Annotated in this window: 12 protein-coding genes; 6 read left to right on the top strand and 6 right to left on the bottom strand. The window is 74.7% G+C overall.

All coding sequences use genetic code 11. From position 1 onward, the window contains the following. Positions 1–97: 97 nt before the first annotated feature. From ACH499_RS31735 to ACH499_RS31725, 3 genes are read right to left on the bottom strand one after another with little or no spacing between them, the layout of a single operon-like run. Positions 98–997, bottom strand: coding sequence for a hypothetical protein (locus ACH499_RS31735; RefSeq protein ID WP_399020213.1), 900 nt, complete (start codon positions 995–997; stop codon positions 98–100). Beyond that, entirely contained in the window at positions 994–1,365 is a 372-nt protein-coding gene (locus ACH499_RS31730) for a TraR/DksA C4-type zinc finger protein (RefSeq protein WP_356202281.1), read from the bottom strand. Before ACH499_RS31730 ends, ACH499_RS31735 begins: the two co-directional genes overlap by 4 nt. A 42-nt stretch (positions 1,366–1,407) precedes the next feature. Next, positions 1,408–1,737, bottom strand: coding sequence for a TraR/DksA C4-type zinc finger protein (locus ACH499_RS31725; protein ID WP_356202282.1), 330 nt, complete (start codon positions 1,735–1,737; stop codon positions 1,408–1,410). 402 nt (positions 1,738–2,139) lie between these two features. On the opposite strand from ACH499_RS31725, the gene ACH499_RS31720 reads away from it, so the two are divergent. The 4 genes from ACH499_RS31720 to secD all read left to right on the top strand — a co-directional run bounded on the left by ACH499_RS31720 (position 2,140) and on the right by secD (position 7,140). Then, positions 2,140–3,093 (top strand): HAMP domain-containing sensor histidine kinase, encoded by a 954-nt coding sequence (locus tag ACH499_RS31720; protein WP_356202283.1) that lies wholly within the window; start codon positions 2,140–2,142, stop codon positions 3,091–3,093. A 2-nt stretch (positions 3,094–3,095) separates the two neighbouring features. Then, entirely contained in the window at positions 3,096–3,815 is a 720-nt protein-coding gene (locus ACH499_RS31715) for a response regulator transcription factor (RefSeq protein ID WP_356202285.1), read from the top strand. 89 nt (positions 3,816–3,904) lie between these two features. Next, on the top strand, positions 3,905–4,681 hold the full coding sequence (locus ACH499_RS31710; protein ID WP_399020210.1) for a hypothetical protein: 777 nt from the start codon (positions 3,905–3,907) through the stop codon (positions 4,679–4,681). A gap of 80 nt (positions 4,682–4,761) precedes the next feature. Further along, the gene (secD, locus tag ACH499_RS31705; RefSeq protein WP_399020208.1) at positions 4,762–7,140 is read left to right on the top strand and encodes a protein translocase subunit SecD; all 2,379 of its coding nucleotides are present in this window, start codon (positions 4,762–4,764) and stop codon (positions 7,138–7,140) included. Positions 7,141–7,159: 19 nt separating this feature from the next. Here secD and ACH499_RS31700 read toward each other — a convergent pair whose 3' ends face one another. After that, a complete protein-coding gene (locus tag ACH499_RS31700) occupies positions 7,160–7,975 on the bottom strand; it encodes a GntR family transcriptional regulator (protein ID WP_399020207.1) in 816 nt (271 codons plus the stop codon). Between the two features lie 166 nt (positions 7,976–8,141). Here ACH499_RS31700 and ACH499_RS31695 point away from each other — a divergent pair, with 166 nt between their 5' ends. Further along, a complete protein-coding gene (locus ACH499_RS31695; RefSeq protein WP_399020205.1) occupies positions 8,142–8,987 on the top strand; it encodes a (2Fe-2S)-binding protein in 846 nt (281 codons plus the stop codon). 301 nt (positions 8,988–9,288) lie between these two features. Beyond that, positions 9,289–10,341, top strand: a complete 1,053-nt coding sequence (locus tag ACH499_RS31690; protein ID WP_356202291.1) for a DUF2637 domain-containing protein — start codon at positions 9,289–9,291, stop codon at positions 10,339–10,341. A 61-nt stretch (positions 10,342–10,402) separates the two neighbouring features. Here the strand turns inward: ACH499_RS31690 and ACH499_RS31685 are convergent, their stop codons facing one another. Together ACH499_RS31685 and ACH499_RS31680 are read right to left on the bottom strand one after the other, a co-directional pair. Further along, the gene (locus ACH499_RS31685; protein ID WP_356202293.1) at positions 10,403–10,801 is read right to left on the bottom strand and encodes an ATP-binding protein; all 399 of its coding nucleotides are present in this window, start codon (positions 10,799–10,801) and stop codon (positions 10,403–10,405) included. A gap of 85 nt (positions 10,802–10,886) precedes the next feature. After that, positions 10,887–16,049 (bottom strand): beta-ketoacyl synthase N-terminal-like domain-containing protein, encoded by a 5,163-nt coding sequence (locus ACH499_RS31680; protein ID WP_399020202.1) that lies wholly within the window; start codon positions 16,047–16,049, stop codon positions 10,887–10,889. Positions 16,050–16,302: the final 253 nt, after the last annotated feature.

Here is a 16,302-nt window from a genome sequence, read left to right as displayed (position 1 = left end):
GGGGGGGGGGGGGGGGGGGGGGGGGGGGGCCGGCGCGCGGGGGGGGGGGGGGGGGCCCCCCCGCCCCCCCCCCCCGGGGGTGGGGCCGTGGCCGTGGTCAGGAGGGGTGCTGGTCCGGCCGGTCCCGGTCCGGGTCCGGCCGGTCGGGATCCTGGCCAGGGCGGTCGGGGTCCAGGTCCGGACCGTCCGGGTCCAGGTCGGATTCCATGGTCGACGGGTGGGAGTGCGCGGCCTCCAGCAGCTTGGCGGCCCCGCGGACGGCGGCGGTGTGCGGCGCCGGCACGGCCCGCAGCGGCGCGTGCAGCCGGGCGGTCAGCCGGCAGGTGATCTCGGGACGCAGGGCTCCCCCGCCCGCCAGCAGCGGCCCCCGCCCCAGGGCGTCGACCATCAGGGACGTGCGGTCCTGGCGCAGCATCGAGGTCACCATCTCGGCCACCGCGTCCGCGATCACCGTCGCCGGCGTCGCCGCGTCCAGGTCGCCCGTGCCCAGCGCGGTGCGGCGCGCGTCGAACACGGCGCCGTCCACCAGCAGCACCACCTCGGTGAGATGGGCACCGAGGTCCACCACCAGCAGTGGACGGGACAGGTCCGCACCGGCCGCGAGGGCGACGGCCCGCGCGCTGGGGACGGTCAGCACGCTGCGCGGACGCAGTATCTCCACCGCCGTACGGGCCTCGGCGCGGTAGGCGAAACCGTCGAGGACCGGCGCGGTCACCACGACCAGCGGACGGGTGAAGCGGGGCAGGCGGTGCCCCAGCAGCCGGTCGAGCATCCGCGCCGTCCCCGGGGTGTCCACGATGGACCCCCGCTGGATCGGGTACACCGCGCCGGCGCCCGGGAACGTCACCGTGGGAACGTCCAGGATCATGCCCCGGCCGGCGACCCACGCGCGGGTGCGGGCGCTGCCCATGTCGAGGGCGACGCCGCTGCACTGCCGGCACATGGGCCACGGCCGGTGCCGGGCCAGGGCGGCACGGGGCCGCCGGATCACCGTCATCGTCCGGCCTCCCGCACCTGCTGGCAGCGGGCGCAGTAACGGGCCTGCGGCACGATCATCAGACGCTCGCGCGCGATCGGGCGCCGGCACAGGTGGCAGGAGCCGTAGCGGCCCGCGTCCATCCGGTCGAGGGCCGCCTCGACGTCGGCCAGGACCATGCGCGCGGAGGCCGCGAGCTTGACCCGGACCTCGGTCTGCGCGGCGGAACAGCTCTCGAGCCGGTCGTCGGCGCGGGACGGGACGGCCGCGATCTGCCGGAGCTGCTCCTCGCGGAACAGCCGCTGCTCGAGGAGGTTCGCCCGCAGCTCGGCGAGGTCCTCGGGCGACAGCCGCGTGTCCTGGCCGCCGATGATCTGTTGGTTCACCACTTCACCCCTCAGCAGGGCGGGAGACGAGAAACGGGACGGTGCTCAGGCGGCGGCGCGGCGCTGGCAGGCGACGCAGAACCGCGTGTAGGGAAGGATCTCCAGACGCTCGCCGGGCACGGGCTTGCCGCAGCCGAGGCAGGTGCCGTAGGTGCCGTTCTCCACCCGGGCGAAGGCCTCCTCGATCTCCTTGAGCACCCGCTCGATGGCCGCCTTCTGCGCGGACATGAGCTGGTCCTCGGCGCTCTGCCCGGTCTCGTCGAGGGCCTGGAGCTGGGTCATGCGGGTGTTGCGCGCGTGTTCGAGGCGCTGGCGGGCCTCGTGAGCGGTCAGCCGCTCGGGGCGGGGTTCGATGCGGGAGGCGTCGAGCGACACGATGAGTCCTTTTCTCGGGTGGACGACGATCTCGGAGACGGCGGTTTCCCGGCGGTACGGCGAGTCGTCGGAGGTGCGGCGGCCGGCCGGCGGGACCGCGTGGGTGGTGCCGGGAGTACGAAGAAGTCCTGGTCACCCTCAACCCTGGCCGACCCGGCGGTGCTTTCCCATCGGGCGCAGACCCCATTTGCCCGGGGACGGAGCATCCACTGCCCCCTGTGCCGAGGCGTCCGTATGGGTGCGGGACACCGGGGAAATGGGGGTCGGACCCCATCGACCCGGCGGCGGACACGGGGCAGGCTGGCCCCAGGCTCGGTCGTGACCAAGGGCCGCAGCTCCCGACCGGGGGGCGCGATGACCGAAAGTAGAGGCCTACCGCGTCGCTAAGGAGGCGTACCCCCGGTGTCCCTGTTCTGGCGGATCTTCGGGCTCAACGCGGTGGTGCTGGGCTTTGCCACAGCACTGCTGCTGTGGGCTCCGGTGACCGTGTCCGTACCGGTCCTGCTGACCGAGGCCGTCATCCTCGTGGGCGGCCTCGGTGTCATGCTCGTGGCCAACGGCGCCCTGCTGCGCTGGGGCCTGTCCCCGCTGGACCGGCTCACGAAGCTGATGACCACGGTCGACCTGCTGCGTCCCGGGCAGCGGCTCCCGGTGTCCGGCGGCGGTGAGGTCCCCGAGCTGATCCGCACGTTCAACGCCATGCTGGAGCGCCTGGAGCACGAGCGGGCCACCAGCAGCGCCCGGGTGCTGCTCGCCCAGGAGGCGGAGCGGCGCCGTATCGCCCAGGAGCTGCACGACGAGGTCGGGCAGAGCATGACCGCGATCCTGCTGGTGCTGGGGCGCGCGGCGGACGACGCCGACGAACCGCTGCGCGGCGAGCTGCACCAGGCGCAGGAGATCACCCGGGAGAGCCTGGACGAGGTCCGCCGCCTGGTGCGCCGGCTGCGGCCGGGCGTGCTGGACGATCTCGGTCTGATCAGCGCGCTGACCTCGCTGACGCACGACTTCGCCACCCACACCGGTCTGCGGGTCACGCGCCGCTTCGACTCCGATCTGCCCGCTCTGGACCACGAGACGGAGCTGGTCCTGTACCGCGTCGCCCAGGAAAGCCTGACCAACGCGGCCCGCCACGCCGACGCCGAGTGCCTGGAGGTCGGCCTCGCGCGGGCCGACTCGTCGGTGGTCCTCGAGATCACCGACGACGGCCGCGGCATCGAGGCGGCGCGCGAGGGCGCGGGCATCCGGGGCATGCGCGAACGGGCCCTGCTCATCGGCGCCGCCCTCGACATCACCTCGGCACCCGGGGCCGGTACCCGGATCCGGCTCACCGCACCCGTACCCAGGAAGCAGCCCTGACCATGTCCGACCCGACCCAGTCCGACTCCGCCCCGTCCGCGCCGGCCGCGTCCGGGCCGTCCGCCTCCGATCCCTCCCGGATCCGCATCCTGCTCGCCGACGACCACGCGCTGGTACGCCGCGGGGTGCGCCTCATCCTGGACCGGGAGCCCGACCTGGAGGTGGTCGCCGAGGCCGGGGACGGCGCGGAGGCCATCGAGATGGCCCGCGCCCACACGGTGGACCTCGCCGTGCTGGACATCGCCATGCCCCGGCTGACGGGGCTGCAGGCGGCGCGCGAGCTGGCGGCGCTGAAGCCGGGGCTGCGCATCCTGATGCTGACGATGCACGACAACGAGCAGTACCTGTTCCAGGCGCTGAAGTCGGGTGCCTGCGGTTACGTCCTCAAGTCCGTGGCCGACCGCGATCTGGTCGCCGCCTGCCGGGCCGCGATGCGCGACGAGCCGTTCCTGTACCCGGGCGCGGTCACCGCCCTCATCCGCAACTACCTGGACCGGGTGCGGCACGGCGAGGAGACCGCCGACCACATCCTCACGCCGCGCGAGGAGGAGGTCCTCAAGCTGGTCGCCGAGGGCCACTCCTCGAAGGAGATCGCCGAGCTGCTGTTCATCAGCATCAAGACGGTCCAGCGGCACCGGGCGAACCTGCTGCAGAAGCTGGGCCTGCGGGACCGCCTGGAACTGACCCGGTACGCCATCCGCGCCGGCCTCATCGAGCCCTGAGGCCGCTCCCCGAACCGCCCGGAGCTCCGGTCGCTCACTCCCCGGCCGGGGCTCCGGGCTTCCCCCGCCCACCACGAAAGGGACGGCGCATGCGCCCCGCACCCTGGACCGCCCGCCCGGCCCCCACCGGGCCCCGGGCCTCCGGCGTGCCCGCCCCTGCCCCGCCCCGGGCGGCCACCCGGCGCCCCGCCCACCCGGTCGGCCCCCTCCCGGCAGCCGTCGCCGCGAGCGCCCCCTGCCCGGTGCCGGCCCTCCGCACCGACGGCCCCCACCGGGACCACGCCCGCCCCACGACGGGCCCCGACGACGCCCTCCCCGCGCCGGCCCCCCACACGGACGACCCCCGCCCCGGGAGGGGTCTCCTCCCGGCGGGCCCCGGCGCGGACATCCAGCGCGCCTCCGCACGTCACCGCTCCCCCGCACGCCGCCCCACGACGAGCCCCCGCGGGGAATCCCCGCGCACCGGGGCGGTGCCCCGTACGGACAGCCGCCCCCTCGCGGCAGCGGTCCTCACGCTGCTCGCCGTGGTGATGGCCCTGCTCCCCGCGTGGCCCGCGCCGGGGGTGCGGGTCGCGGGCGGGGCGTTGCCGGTGCATTCGGCGACGGCGGTGCCCCGTCCGGGCACCGGGTACCACGACGAGGACGGGTGCCCCGGTACCTGCGCCGCGCAGGCCAGGCCCCGGCACGACCACCTCGGTGAGCGCCCGGCCGCACCGGACCACCAGGCCACCACGGCGCAGGGGACCGGCACCACCCCGGTCGCCGACGGGCGGCGGACCTCGACGGCGTCCGTCCCCGTGTCCGTCTCCCCCGGCCGCACCAGCCACGACCGCGGACGGGCACCTCCCGCACTCTCCGGCACCTGAAGACGAGCCCGTACCTTCCCCTTCCCTCTTCCGCCGCGGCCGCGTGAGCCGCCGCCGCGGCGTGCCTGCCGGAGGCCCGTGTGAAACGTTCCCGTCCCCGTCCCCGCTCGGCGAGCACCCGGGCGCAGGCCCGCTCGCTGCGCCTGCGCGCGCTGATCGCCCTGGCGGTGATCGCCGTGTCGGTGGCCATCAGCCTCACCGTGCCGATCCGCCTCGGCCTCGACCTGCGCGGCGGCACCCAGATCGTGCTGGAGACCAAGTCCACGGCCACGACCAAGGCCGACCGCGAGGCCACCGACCGCACCGTGGAGGTGCTGCGCGGCCGGATCGACGCGCTCGGCGTGGCCGAACCCACCATCGTCCGTTCCGGCGAGAACCGCGTCGTCGTCGAACTGCCGGGCGTACAGGACCCGAAGAAGGCGGCCGACGTCCTCGGCCGCACCGCACAGCTCACCGTCCACTCGGTGCTCGGCGCGGCCGAGTCCGCCGAGGGCGCGGACGCGAAGCAGACCGACCCGTCCAAGGAGCGCGTGCTGCCGGACGAGACCGGCCAGCCGCTGCGGCTGAAGGCGGCCGACCTCACCGGTCAGGACGTCAAGGGTGCCGACGCCCGGTTCGACCAGCAGAACGGCGCCGGCTGGCACGTCACCGTCGACTTCAAGGACAAGGGCAGCGACCGCTGGGCCAAGGTGACCGGCGAGGCCGCCTGCAACCCGGCCGGTGACCCGAAGCGCCGGGTCGCCATCGTGCTCGACAACAAGATCATCTCCGCGCCGCAGGTCGACCCCTCGGTGGCCTGCAAGGCGGGCATCGCCGGCGGCTCCACGCAGATCACCGGCTCCTTCGACGACGCCGAGGCCCGCGAACTGGCCCTGCTCATCAAGGGCGGCGCGCTGCCCGTGCCCGTGGAGACCGTGGAACAGCGCACCATCGGCGCCACCCTGGGCGACGAGGCGATCTCCGCCGGTGCCTGGGCCGCCGTCATCGGCACCGCGCTGACCGCGCTGTTCATCATCGTCGTCTACCGGCTCATGGGCGCCCTCGCCACCCTCGCGCTGATCTGCTACGGCCTCATCTCCTACGCCGCCCTGGCCGCCGTCGGCGCCACGCTGACCCTGCCGGGCCTCGCCGGTTTCGTCCTGGCGATCGGCATGGCGGTGGACGCCAACGTCCTGGTGTTCGAACGCGCCCGCGAGGAACAGGCGCTGCGCACGCGTCCCAGTACGCGTTCGGCGCTGACGACCGGTTTCCGCAGCGCCTTCAGCGCGATCGCCGACTCCAACATCACCACCCTGATCGCCGCGGCGCTGCTGTTCTTCCTGGCCTCCGGTCCCGTGAAGGGCTTCGGCGTCACCCTGGGCATCGGTGTCCTCGCCTCCATGGTCAGCGCGCTGGTGATCACCCGGGTGCTGGCCGAGTTCGCCGCGAGCCGCCCGGCCGTCTTCCGCCGCCCGCACATCACCGGCATCTCGACCACCGGGCCGGTCCGTGACGCCCTGGTGCGCCGCGACCCCTTCCTGATGCGCCGGCCGCGCCGCTGGCTGGCCGCCTCCGCCGTCGCCCTGGTGCTGGCGGGCTCGGGCATCCTGGTGCGCGGCCTCGACTTCGGCATCGAGTTCACCGGCGGACGGCTCATCGAGTACTCCACCGCGACCGAGGTCGATCCCGACCGGGCCCGCACCGCCCTCGCCGACGCCGGCTTCCCGCGCGCGGTCGTCCAGTCGTCCGGCGACCACGACCTGACCGTGCGCACCGAGGAGCTGAGCAACGCCGAGGAGACCACCGTCACCAAGACCATCGGCGAGCTCGGGGGCAAGACGGAGAAGGTCCGCGACGAGCTGATCGGCCCGAGCCTCGGCGAGGAGCTGCGCCGGGACGCCCTGATCGCCCTCGGGCTCGCGCTCGCCGCCCAGTTGGCGTACCTCGCGGTCCGTTTCCGGCTGCTGTTCGGCACCGCCGCGGTCGGCGCGCTCGCCCACGACGTGGTCATCCTGGTGGGTGTGTTCGCCTGGCTCGGCAAGCCGATCGACGGGGTGTTCCTGGCGGCGCTGCTGACCGTGATCGGCTACTCGGTCAACGACTCGGTGGTCCTCTTCGACCGTATCCGGGAGCTGATCGGCAAGGACCGCAAGGCGCCGTTCGACCGGCTCACCAACCAGGCGATCCTGCAGACGCTGCCGCGCACGGTCAACACCGGTATGGGCGCGGTGCTGATCCTCGCCTCGCTGGCGGTGCTCGCCCAGGACTCGCTGACCGACTTCGCCCTCGCCCTGCTGATCGGCGTGGGGGTCGGCACGTACTCCTCGGTGTTCACCGCCGCGCCGCTCGCCGTCGAACTGCACGGACGCGGATCCGACGGGCGCACCGCGCGCCGCGGGGGCAGGTCCGGCGGGAAACCGGCGGCCCGGCAGCGCGCGGGGGAGCAGGAGCCGCGGGAGGTGACGCAGGAGGTCCGCTGAGGAGCCGGCGTGCGGGCCCTCAGAGCGCGGTGGCGAAGTGCTCGGCCACCAGGGCCCGCACCAGGTCCTGATCGCCGGTGATCAGCGCGTCCAGCAGGGCCGTGTGCTGGTGAGCGTCGGCGGTCAGGCCGGCCCGCCCCCGCACCGCGGGGGCGCCGACCGACGGCCACTGCGCGCGGCGGTGCAGATCACCTGCGACGCGCAGGAGCTGCTCGTTGCCGGCGAGCGCGAGCACCTCGCGGTGGAAGGCGCGGTCGGCCTCGGCGTAGGTCACCGGGCAGCCGGACGACGCGGCGCGGACGGTGGCCTCGGCGACGGGGCGCAGCCGGGCCCAGCGCTCGGCGGGGACCGTGCGGGCCAGCCGCAGCAGCACCGGGACCTCGATCAGGGCCCGCACCTCGGCCAGCTCGGCCAGCTCCCGGGCGTCCCGCTCGACGACGCGGAAACCCCGGTTGGGCACGACCTCGACGGCGCCCTCGAGGGCGAGCTGCTGCATGGCCTCGCGCACGGGCGTCGCCGAGACGCCGAACCGTTCGCCGAGCACGGGCGCCGAGTACACCTCGCCGGGGCGCAGGTCGCCCGCGGTCAGCGCGGCGCGCAGGGCGTCGAGGACCTGCCCGCGCACGGAGGAGCGCCGGACCGGTGCTCCGGGCCGACCGGGCGGCGGCCGGCCGTGCGTGGTGTGCTCGGGCGCGTCGTCGCCCCCGGCGACGGCGTCGCGGTCCCGGGTGCGCTCCCGGTCGGCCGCGGCGGGCTGGGCCGGCACGCGTAAGGGCTGTGCGGCGGCGGGCCGCGGGTCCTCGGTCGCGTCGGGGACCTGGGCGCTCTGCTTCACGGGTCCTCCTCCAGGACGCGGCGGTCGCAGGGCCGTCGGGCGGGATGCCGTTCGGCCCGTCGAGCACCCTATGCGCACGACCCGTCAGTTCCCTTGTCGACGAACTTCGGTAAGGTAAGGCTTACCTGAAGCAGCCCGTTGTCCCGACGTGGATCGGTGGTCCCGCATGCCTGTCTCCCGCTCGGCCGTCGCGGACTCGTACGCCCGTCTGTCCGAGGTCCTGCCGGCACTGGGCGTGACCGAGACGGCCGCCGGGGAGGAACTGCCCGCCGGCGGGGGCTGGGCCGCCGCCGCCGCGCTCGCGGCGGGCGGCGCGGAGCTGGAGGCCTTCCTCGCCTGGGACGACGCCCAGGTGGTCCGGGACTACGGGCAGCGGGCCCGCCCGGACGTGGTCGCGAGCTTCGGACTGCACCGGTACGCCTGGCCCGCCTGCCTGCTGATCACGGTGCCGTGGTTCCTGCACCGCAGGGTGCCCCGCTATCCGGTGACGCACGTCGCCTACGACCGCGGGGCGCCCGGACTCCCCCTGGGCCGGATGGCCGCGCGCCCCGCCGGCTTCGCCTGTCTGCCCGGCGACCCGGCAGCCGCGCTGCCCGGTGCCCGGGTGGTCGCCGGCGAGGAGGCGCTGCGCGCCGAGGTGCGGGCCGCGGTCGCCGAGCACATGGAGCCGGTGCTCGCCGGCTTCGGGCCGCGCATGCGGCGGCGCGGACGCGCCCTGTGGGGCATGGCGACCGACGAGGTCGTCGAGGGCCTGTGGTACGTCGCCCACCTCCTCGGCGAGCAGGAGCGGGCCCGCCGGGAGCTGGAGCTGCTGCTGCCGGGCGCGACCGAACCGTACGTCGGCAGGGCCGCGTTCCGGGAGCTGACCGGGCCGGACGGTGAACCGCTGCACACCCGGGACCGGGCGAGCTGCTGCATGTTCTACACCCTGCGCCCCGAGGACACCTGCGCCACCTGCCCGCGCACCTGCGACGCCGACCGCGTCGGCAAGCTGCTCGCCGCCGCCGGCTGAGGGCCCGCGCACACGGCCCCGCGGCGTCCGCCGGCTCGGGCCGCGCTAAGATCATCCGGCGTCCGGCACGGTGTTTCACAACTTCCCCACGCGTCGCGGGAACTTTCCGTGGAACCACCCGTACGGGTATTCTTATTCGAACTCAACTCCCGCCCCTCATGCGGCAGTTCGAGCAGAACGCCGCCCTGTGCCCTTCCTCCTCACTCCCTTGGCGGCCTCTTGCCCCGAAACCCCCTGAGGGACGCCGGGTTTGGGCCACCATGGCGGGCGTTACGCCCTATCCCAAGGCAAGGGACCCCTGATGAGATTGACCGACATATCGCTGAACTGGCTGCTTCCGGGCGCCGTGCTGCTCCTGGGCGTGCTGGCGGCGGTGGCGGTGCTCGCGCGCGGCAAGCGATCCTCGGGGAAGGACGCGGGCGCGGACGACTCGTGGGAGCGTGCCGAGGAGCGCCGCAGGCGCAAGGAGGCCGTCTACGGCAGCGTCTCCTACGTCCTCCTCTTCTGCTGCGCCGCGGTCGCCGCGGCACTCTCCTTCCACGGCCTGGTCGGCTTCGGCGAGCAGAACCTCGGCCTGAGCGGCGGCTGGCAGTACCTGGTCCCGTTCGGCCTCGACGGGGCGGCGATGTTCTGCTCCGTCCTCGCGGTGCGCGAGGCCAGCCACGGTGACGCGGCGCTCGGCTCGCGCATCCTCGTGTGGACCTTCGCGTTCGCCGCGGCCTGGTTCAACTGGGTGCACGCGCCCCGCGGCGTGGGCCACGCCGGCGCCCCGCACTTCTTCGCGGGCATGTCCCTGTCGGCCGCGGTGCTGTTCGACCGCGCCCTGAAGCAGACCCGACGGGCCGCGCTGCGCGAGCAGGGCCTGGTGCCGCGTCCGCTGCCGCAGATCCGCATGGTCCGCTGGCTGCGGGCCCCCCGCGAGACGTACCGCGCCTGGTCGCTGATGCTCCTCGAGGGCGTGCGCAGCCTCGACGAGGCGGTCGAGGAGGTGCGCGAGGACAAGCGCCAGAAGGAGGAGACCCGCCAGCGCCGGCGCGAGCAGGAGCGCCTGGAGCGGGCCCAGCTCAAGGCCATCAGCCGGGGCCACGGCCACCGGGGCTTCCCCGGACGCGGCGGCCGGCAGGTCGAGGTCGAGGTGCAGCAGGTGGAGCGCGGATCCGAGCGCGCCGCAGCGGAGCCTGCCATATCCACCCCGGAGCCCCTGCCCGTACGCCAGCGTCCCTCGCTCCAGCCCGTTCGCAGCGGAACTGACCCGGTCACCGTCGACCTCACCGCGGAGGACGACACCCAGGCCCTGCCGCGCCTGGACTCCCTGGAGCGCAAGCTGAAGGACCTGGAGCAGCAGTTCGGCTGATCCGTCCCGAACGACCACTCGCCACAAGGGGCGTGACCGTGCGTCACGCCCCTTCGGCGTCTCAGGCGGCCTCGGCGTCCAGCTCGAACCAGACCGACTTCCCCCCGTCGTGCGACCGCACGCCCCAGGCGTCCGCCAGCGACCGCACCAGGACGAGACCCCTGCCGCCGGTGGCCTCGTCGGGGTCGGGGGCGCGCGGGGTGGGCAGACCGCTCTCCCCGTCCCGCACCTCCACCCGCAGCCCGCGCTCCGAGACCGTCGCGGTCAGCAGGGCGTCGTCGTCGGTGTGGACGAGCGCGTTCGTGACCAGTTCGCTGGTGAGCAGTTCCGCGACCTCCGAGCGCCCCGGTCTGCCCCACTGCCGCAGCAGCTCGCGCAGCGCCCGGCGGGCCTCGGGCACCGCCCGCAGGTCCGCCCGGCCGAGTCTGCGCCTGAGCTGTGGCACCGCCTGCCTCTCCATGTCCCCCGTCCGCGTAACGATGTCGGTTCCCCCTCTACTCGAACGCGTTCACGGAGGAATCCTTGCCCGGACGGGCCCCGGCCAGTCATGACGGGACCTCCAGGCGGTCGCCCCAGTGGTGGATCAGCTCGGTGACCTCGGGCAGCGGCAGTGGTACGGACGCCATGCCGCCCCGGCCGGCGAGCACCCCGAGGGCCTGGCTGCGCCGGCACACGATCCGGGCGGCGTCGTCCAGCGACAGCGCGCCCGCGAGGTGCGCGGCGGCGATCTCGCCCTGGGAGTGCCCGACGACCGCGTCGGGCCGTACGCCGTACGACTCCCAGGTGCGGGCCAGGGAGACCAGCACCGCGAAGAGCACCGGCTGGACGACGTCGACCCGGTCGAGGGCGGGCGCGTCCGGATCGCCGCGCAGCACGGCCTGCGGCGAGAACGCGAGGTACGGCTGGAGTGCTTCGGCGCAGTCGGTCAGGTGCCGGTGGAAGACCGGTGACTCGTCCATCAGCCGCACGCCCATCCCGGCCCACTGCGATCCCTGGCCGGGGAAGACGAAGACGGTCCTGCGGTCGGCCGTGGCGGCGTCCTGGACCAGGTGGCGGGCGCTCTCGCCGTCGGCGAGCGCGCGCAGGCCGGTCAGGAACGCGTCGCGGTCGGCGCCGACCACCACGGCCCGGTGGGTGAGTGCGGCCCGTCCCCTGTCGAGGGTGTGCGCGACCTCGGTGGGTGAAGCGTCGGGGTGGTCGCGCAGCCAGTCGTGCAGCAGTTCGGCCTGGCGGCGCAGTGCGCGCGGGTCGCGTGCCGACAGGGGCCACGGCACGGCCGCCGGGGCGGGGCCGGACATCTCGGGCTCCGGTTGCGGGGGTGCCTGTTCCAGGATGACGTGGGCGTTGGTTCCGCTGATGCCGAACGCCGACACCCCGGCGCGGCGCGGCCGGTCCACCTCCGGCCAGGGGGTGGGCTCGGGCAGCAGCACGGCGGCACCCGCGTCCCAGTCGACGTGCGAGGACGGGCGGTCCAGGTGCAGCGTGCGCGGCAGCATGCCGTGCCGCATCGCCATGATCATTTTGATCACGCCGGCGACGCCCGCGGCGGCCTGGGTGTGCCCGATGTTCGACTTGAGCGAACCGAGCAGCACCGGCCGTCCGGCCGGGCGGTCCTGGCCGTAGGTGGCGAGGACGGCCTGCGCCTCGATCGGGTCGCCCAGCGTCGTGCCGGTGCCGTGCGCCTCGACCGCGTCCACGTCGGCCGCCGCGAGTCCGGCCGTGTCCAGCGCCTGCCGGATCACGCGGCGCTGGGCGGCTCCGTTGGGTGCGGTCAGGCCGTTGCTGGCGCCGTCCTGGTTCACCGCGGAGCCGCGCAGGACGGCCAGTACCCGGTGCCCGTTGCGGGTCGCGTCGGACAGCCGCTCCACCACGAGGACGCCGACGCCCTCGCTCCAGGCGGTGCCGTCGGCGGCCTCGGCGAACGGCTTGCAGCGCCCGTCCGGGGCCAGTCCGCGCTGCCTGCTGAACTCGGTGAACATGCCGGGCGTCGCCATCACGGTCACCCCGCCGGCCAGCGCCATGGAGCACTCGCCCCGCACCAGCGCCTGGCGGGCCAGGTGCAGCGCCACCAGCGAGGAGGAACACGCCGTGTCGACGGTGAGCGCCGGTCCCTCCAGGCCGAGTGTGTACGCCACGCGCCCGGACGCCACGCTGGAAGTGGTGCCGGTCAGTACGTACCCCTCGTAGCCGGCCGGCGCGTCGGCCAGGCGCGAGCCGTAGTCCTGCGAGGTCGCGCCGAGGAACACACCGGTGTCGCTGCCGTGCAGCCCGGCGGGGTCGATCCCGGCCCGCTCCAGCGCCTCCCACGAGGTCTCCAGCAGCAGCCGCTGCTGGGGGTCCATCGCGTCGGCCTCGCGCGGGCTGATGCCGAAGAAGGCCGCGTCGAACCGGGCCGCGTCGTGGAGGAAGCCGCCATGCCGTACGTAGCTGCGCGCGCCGCCGCGCGGATCGGGGCCGAACAGGTCGTCCAGCCGCCAGCCGCGGTCCTCGGGGAACTCCGAGACGGCGTCGGTGCCTTCGGCCAGCAGCCGCCACAGGTCCTCGGGGGACCGTACCTCGCCGGGGAAGCGGCAGCCGATGCCGACGACGGCGACCGGTTCGTCCTCTCCGGGGGCCGCGCCGGGGGCGGCCGTCGTAGCGGGCGCCGTCCCGAGCAGTTCGCGCCACAGGTGGCGGGCCAGCCGGGCCGGGGTCGGATGCTCGAACAGAACGGTGGCGGGCAGGTGCAGGCCGGTGGCGGCGTTCATCCGCCGCCGCAGCTCGACCGCCGTCATGGAGTCGAGGCCGAGTTCGCGGAACGACCGGTCGGCCTCGACGCCCTCCGCGGAGTCGTGCTCCAGCACCAATGCCGCGCCGTCACGGACCAGGTCGAGCATCATCCGGTCGCGGTCGACCTCGCGCAGCCCCGCGAGCCGGTCCGCCAGGGACCGCCGGCCGGCTGCCGTGGTGGGCGGCTCGTTCTCCTCGCCGGCGGCCGGGGCCGGCGGCTGCGTGGCGGACGTTGCCGGGACGTCGGGCGCCGGCGCCGCGGCGGCAGGCCCGTCCCACCAGTGGCGCTCACGCTGGAAGGGGTAGGTGGGCAACGGCACGCGCCGTCGGCCCGGGTCGGCGAGGATCTCGGACCAGTCCACGGGTGCGCCGTGCGTGTGGGCCTCGGCCAGGCTGGTCATGAACCGCCGCCGGCCGCCGTCACCGCGACGCAGCGAGCCCACGGTGGCAGCGGGCACCCCGGCCGAGGCGGCCGTGTCGGCCACCGCGGCGAGCAGAGCGGGGTGCGGACTGCACTCCACGAACTGCCGGTGCCCGTCGGCCAGCAGCAGACGGACGGTCTCCTCGAACCGGACCGTCTGCCGCACGTTCCGGAACCAGTAGCCGGCGTCCAGACCGGCCGTGTCCACCACCTCGGCGGTGACCGTCGAATAGAACGGGATCTCCCCCGGCCTGGCGGACACCCCGGCCAGCGACTCGAAGAGGTCCTGACGGATCTCCTCCGTCTGCGCCGAGTGCGAGGCGTAGTCGACGGGCAGACGACGCGCCTGGAACCCCTCCCCGGCGACCCGGGCCACGAAGCCGTCCACCGCGTCGGGCTCGCCGGCGACCACCGTCGACACCGGCCCGTTCACGGCCGCGACCGACAGGCCGCCGGCAGCACCCCCGGCACGCCGCGCGACCTCGTCCGCGGGCATCGACACCACGGCCATCGCACCCCGGCCCGACAGACCCCGCAGTGCCCGGCTCCGCAGAGCGACCGCACGAGCCGCGTCCCGCAGGGACAGCGCCCCCGCCACATGGGCGGCCGCGATCTCCCCCTGGCTGTGACCCACCACGGCCGCGGGACGCACACCCAGGGAACCCCACAGACGCGCCAGCGACGTCATCACCGCGAACAGAGCCGGCTGCACCACGTCCACCCGGTCCAGCGACGGCGCACCGGTTTCCCCTCGGAGCACCGGCAGCAGCGACCAGCCGACGTGCGGCTCCAACGCCCGTGCGCACGCGCGCAGGTGATCCGCGAAGACCGGGAACTCCTCGTACAGCTCCAGCCCCATGCCGGCCCACTGCGATCCCTGACCGGGAAAGACGAACACGACGTCGCCCTGGACGGCCTGCCCCGTCACCACGTCCGGGGAGGACTCCGCACGGGACAGTGCCGCCAACGCCCCCATCCGGGCCTTATGGTCGTCGCCGGTCACCACGGCACGGTGCTCGAACAGCGCGCGGTGCCCGGCCAGTGTGTGGCCGACGTCGAGGGGCCTCAGGCCCGGTTCGGACACGAGGCGGGCACGCAGCCGGTCCGCCTGGTCACGAAGCGCGGCGGCGGAGCGGCCCGAGAGCACCCACGGCACCGTACGCGGTGGGGCCCCGTCCCCCGCGCCGTCGGTGCCGCCGGTCCCCTCCGGTGCCGTTCCCGCGGCCAGGACCACATGGCAGTTGGTGCCCCCGATGCCGAACGAACTGACGCCGGCGACGGCCGGACCCGTGCCGTCGGGCCAGGGTGTCGTCTCCTGGACGACGTTCAGCCGCAGCTCGTCCAGGGGGATGTCCGGATGGGCGCGGGTGAAGTTCAGGCTCGGCGGGATCCGGCGACGCGCCAGCGAAAGTACCGCCTTGACCAGGCCGGCGATGCCCGCGGCGCCCTCCAGATGGCCGATGTTCGTCTTCACCGATCCGACCAGCAACGGCCGGTCCGCCGTCCGGCCGGCGGACAGTGCGGCGCCCAGCGCGCCCGCCTCGACGGGGTCGCCGACGCGAGTTCCGGTGCCGTGCAGTTCCACGTATCCGACGTGGTCCGGGCTCACTCCGGCTCGCCGGTACGCCGCCCGCAGCACCTCCGTCTGCGCCCGCACGCTGGGACTGGTCAGGCTCGCGCCGCCGCCGTCGTTGTTGACCGCGCTGCCCCGGATCTCGCAGTAGACGACGTCACCGTCGGCCCGGGCCCGGTCCAGGGGCTTGAGCACGACGACCGCCCCGCCCTCGCCGCGCACGAATCCGTCGGCGCGTTCGTCGAAGGTGTGGCAGCGGCCGGTGGGCGAGAGCGCGCCGAACCGGGCGGCGGTCACGGCGCCCTCAGGAACGAGATTGAGGTGCACTCCACCGACGAGCGCGATCTCGCAGTCGCCCCGGCGCAGGCTCTCCGCCGCCAGATGCACCGCGACCAGGGAGGCCGACTGGCCGGTGTCCACGGTGAGGCTCGGCCCGTTCAGACCCAGGCTGTAGGAGACGCGGTTGGCGATGAGGCTCCGGTGCAGGCCGGTGAGGCTGTGCGCGCCGATCGTCGGCATGCCCTGGCGGTGCAGGAGGCGGGCGTAGTCGTCCGCGATCGCTCCGACGAACACACCGGCCGGACGGTCCCGCAGCGTCTCCGGGACGATCCCGGCGTCCTCCAGCGCCTCCCAGCACAGTTCCAGCGTCAGCCGCTGCTGCGGGTCCATGGTCCGTGCCTCGCGCGGCGAGATACCGAAGAACGCCGCGTCGAACCGGTCCACCGCGTCCAGGAACGCGCCCCGGCGGGCCGCCTCCTCGGCCGGCTCCTGCGGCCAACGGCCCGCCGGCACCCGCCCGACGGCGCTGCGTCCGTCCACCAGCAGGCGCCAGAACTCCTCGGGCGTGGCGGCCCCGGGGAGCCGGCAGGACACCCCGACCACGGCGATCGGCTCGTCGCCGGTACCGCCGTTGGTGTCAGTAGCCGATTCCAGCACGGCTGACATCACCTCCTGGTCATGAGGGAACGAGCGAGGACGGACGGATTCTCGAGGCCGACGGCGCGGCGGAGCGGGCGCGGCGGGATGCCCGCGGCGCCGTGAGCGTTCCCGCTCAGGTGTGCACGCGTGAGGAGAGGCGGAGGGGATCGGATCGAGAGGGGACCGGATCGTGGTGAAGGAGCTACCGGGTCCCGGTCCCTTCACCCGCCCGCCGGCGCACCGGGCAACGGCCCCTGTTCCGGCGGTTCTTGCGGCTCAC

It is taken from the genome of Streptomyces sp. NPDC018947 (assembly GCF_044390505.1).
Lineage (GTDB): Bacteria > Actinomycetota > Actinomycetes > Streptomycetales > Streptomycetaceae > Streptomyces.
Note: the sequence above shows the minus strand (reverse complement) of the source record. Positions and strands in the feature narration are given on the sequence as shown.

Coding starts and splice junctions, on each gene's coding strand:
- ACH499_RS31735 (WP_399020213.1), bottom strand. CDS start 997: ATGACGGTGATCCGGCGGCCCCGTGCCGCCCTGGCCCGGCACCGGCCG.
- ACH499_RS31715 (WP_356202285.1), top strand. CDS start 3,096: ATGTCCGACCCGACCCAGTCCGACTCCGCCCCGTCCGCGCCGGCCGCG.
- ACH499_RS31710 (WP_399020210.1), top strand. CDS start 3,905: ATGCGCCCCGCACCCTGGACCGCCCGCCCGGCCCCCACCGGGCCCCGG.
- ACH499_RS31695 (WP_399020205.1), top strand. CDS start 8,142: ATGCCTGTCTCCCGCTCGGCCGTCGCGGACTCGTACGCCCGTCTGTCC.
- ACH499_RS31690 (WP_356202291.1), top strand. CDS start 9,289: ATGAGATTGACCGACATATCGCTGAACTGGCTGCTTCCGGGCGCCGTG.
- ACH499_RS31685 (WP_356202293.1), bottom strand. CDS start 10,801: ATGGAGAGGCAGGCGGTGCCACAGCTCAGGCGCAGACTCGGCCGGGCG.
- ACH499_RS31680 (WP_399020202.1), bottom strand. CDS start 16,049: ATGTCAGCCGTGCTGGAATCGGCTACTGACACCAACGGCGGTACCGGC.